The 3371-nt window shown below is 46.4% G+C and carries 2 protein-coding genes and 1 pseudogene; all 3 read right to left on the bottom strand.

Annotated features, from left to right (window positions below; all coding sequences use genetic code 11):
• Nucleotides 1-1094: pseudogene (locus VGM55_RS13885) on the bottom strand (hypothetical protein); the annotation flags it as partial.
• A 272-nt stretch (nt 1095-1366) separates the two neighbouring features.
• On the bottom strand, nt 1367-2704 hold the full coding sequence (locus VGM55_RS13880) for a hypothetical protein (RefSeq protein ID WP_331635787.1): 1338 nt from the start codon (nt 2702-2704) through the stop codon (nt 1367-1369).
• Nucleotides 2705-3223: 519 nt separating this feature from the next.
• A partial coding sequence (locus VGM55_RS13875) for an antiterminator Q family protein (RefSeq protein ID WP_331635788.1) occupies nt 3224-3371 on the bottom strand: 148 nt, incomplete at its 5' end.

The raw sequence follows: 3371 nt of genomic DNA, 5'->3' as shown, positions 1-3371 counted from the left end.
CAGCTCCGGGTGACTTCATGAGGTTGCATGCAGTTTACCGGCTGGTCACTGAAATCAACATCACGCAATGCATGATAGGTCGTGTAAGTCTCCTGAATATGGTCACCATGCTCAACCGACTCCAGCTCCTGCAAATGGTAGCTGTTCCATTCACGCGTGGTAATAATCTCTGAACCCTCTGCATCCAGTGACGTTTCAGTTGAAGAATAAGTGTAATCCATCAGACTTCCCAGCATGCAGTCGCTGTCCGGCGACCAGCTTTGCAAATTGCTGCCCCGTCCCAGATAATTGTAGGGCGAATAGTCAAAAGTTGACACGATATCCGGCTGGTCTGCACCCGGCGCTCTGCGATGCTCAGTGACACGCGGCAGGGCCGGTCGGCTCCCTGCCAGCTCAGGAAACTGCATGCCTTCAGTGCGGTCATAAGAAACGCTCTCTTTCAGGCCTGTAGGGCTGCTTACCCCGGTTATCCCCCAGAGCCAGCTTTGCAACGGGTCAATCCAGTCATATTCCAGCGTCCAGATAAATTCATCATGGTCTTCTTCAAAACTGTCGCTGCGGGCAACGACCTGTTCAACGTAATCGCCGGTAAGTAACAGGCTGACATTATAACCTGCAGAAGTTTTAATACTGACTTCACTGCTGGTGTAGGTGATGCTACAGAGCTCCGTTTTGCTGTCATCGGTCACCCGCCAGAGTCTGGGGGTGCCGCTGCTGGCATCCCATTCAAGAGTGAGGCCGTGACCGGCAGGGGTGTAAAGGCGGGTCGGCAGCCAGAGCTCATTTCCTTCTTCGGTCAGCCATTCAACACTACCGTCCTTGTGCGTGATCTGATAGGCACTCCCCGTGTAATTCAGACGAAAGTTGTCCATTTTTTGATGGCGAACTTCATCGGTACCTGGAATAAGGCGGTACTGCTCCCCGGTACTCAGCGTGAGTGTATTATTCCCGCGGTCAAGCACTGTCAGACCGGTGCTGATGCCTTTTCCCAGCCCCATGCTCGTCTGGCTGAGAGGATTATAATTCAGTGAAAATTTGAATTCAGGTCCACGCAGCTCATTACCTTTCAGCGAAACGAGAGGCATGTTGACCATGAAAAGTCCGGTACGGGGGTCAACACTCCCCTGTACAGCGCTCGTAAAATTAAATGCCTGTGAATGAAAGTCAGTATTGTTCATAACTAAACCTTGCCTGGGAGAAAAATAAAAGCAAAAAAACAGGTCGTTACCTGGTCTGTAATTTCTAAAGCAAAAAACAGTTAAGTAAAAAATAAACTTACCAATGACCACGCCCGCAGGGCGTGGTTTTAATCCAGTAATAAAAGCCGCTAAGACTCTGGCCATTAGCTAATAAAACTTACAAATAATCACCCGATAAGTTGCTCGTTGATGCGTACGCGTGGCCAGTCACTTTCCTGAAATTTTATTTTAACACGCCCCGAATTACCGAATTCGTCATAAACAGTAACTACAGCAGTATCATCAGACATACTTCCCACCAACCTTAGATTTCCGCCACCAGTAAAGCAGAAATTGCGGATATCAATCTTTATGTATTCATCTGACACTTTGTCTTCGTTACCTCGATAAAGACGGTAATCATTCTCTCCAACATAATAATAGCAAAATGGACCATTATCAGCACCGGCTCCCTGCTGCTTGAGATAATATGCCGAGCCGCCGAGCACCCCACTGTAGTTCTGGTCAATAAATAAAGCGCTTAGATCGTAATTCCCTCCAGTTACACCTTTTAAAATATGTGGTGCAACAGACCACCGCATACTGCTGGCATCTCCACCTGCGGCCCCCTTAATCTCTTTCCTTACAAATCTGGAGCCTACGTTCTTATTATCAGTATTAGGTGCGACTCTTAAGGAAAATGGATTGAAGCTGAAAGTACCGCTATAATCTCGCCCACTCGGATAGAATTGTGACATATCCTTGACCGGGAATTCCCAGTCATGCCATGAGGACCAGCCAGATGTAACTTTAAGGTTAGTTGAATCATCATAGCTAACCGGGGCCAGTGCTTCGACACTTACCAATGATGCTTTTTTAAATGGTTGTGCAGGACGGCTGTCAGCCGGATTACCATTCGGCGTGCTGGTACCATTCATACTGCAGTTAAATTTGCCAATCCCCGGTATATTAACGTATGCCGAGATATTATAGCGAGCAGCCTTTTGACTACAGGAGACATATAATGGATACTGCGTAGTTTCCGAATCCCATGTATCAACCCTACTACTCCCACTCTGGCCCTGAGACTCCGTCAGCACAGCTGCAGAATCCACAGTTCCAATAAAATCCTGATCCTGGTGAGAATCCACACGTCCTTTCGTACGCCAGAACCAGCCTGACATGTCTTGTTTATTATAGCCATACGCCAGGTCATTACCGGTAGAATATTCGCATAATCCGACATTATCCATCAGGAAGCCCGGAGACAAGCTAATAACTTTACCTGCGTTATCGCCCCTGCCTTTAATCTTAATGTTGACCAGCACTCTGGCGGAGTTATTGCTGTTGCCATAAATTCGTGCTCCACCAGACCCGGTATCAGCAAACATAACGCTTAACTCCGAGAGCTGGCCAAAGTTTTCATTCCAGAATGCTTCGCTACGGTCGTCATTTAATTTCATATCAGTATCAAGTTTTGGGTCGAGCTGCGTTTCACGTTCAAAGATATTTGTTTTATCAGTCATTTTATAACCTCATTAGATTAGAATGGTTTGTATGACATATTATTAATGCAGACCTGTTTTCGTATAATCTCTCTGAAATTCATCAATACTTTTTTCCCGAACAGGACCGCTTCTTCCCCACTCATCAAATTGGTTGCTTTTCGGGCAAACTCTAAAGCAAACGGGAAGAAGTATAATGTTTCAGGCAGCAAGCAACACGTTGAGCACACAATAAAAAGCTGCTTCAATGTCTGATTATTAAAAATCGAAATATTATCACCAATCCTGTAATGATTGATTCATTATTGCCATCTTATCTACCTCAGAATTAATTAGCGGTGGGTGCATGACAACACGTCCATCCCGGACGCGGCCTCTGATGAGGTCTTACAGGCTGGCCAACTTCCCCGTCGCCAGAGATGACGAAGCCCCACCATTTCTGGCAGATTTTCGATTTAAGCATTCTGGCGTAGCAACCACGCTTAACAGAATATGCGTTTTTTTACGTACGTAAACTTTTTTATCTGTCAGTCACCTGGCCTAGCGAGAAACATATTTATCCATCTCAAGCCGGACATCGAGCATCATCAACATACCTTCAATGACGCCTTCGGCCTTTTGCAACTTTTTACCAACATGGCCATCTGAACAGCCATGCTTCCGCGCAAGCGACATGAACGTCATGCCC

This window comes from Cedecea sp., assembly GCF_036500665.1.
Taxonomy (GTDB): Bacteria; Pseudomonadota; Gammaproteobacteria; order Enterobacterales; family Enterobacteriaceae; genus Cedecea.
This window is presented reverse-complemented; position numbering and strand designations above follow the sequence as displayed.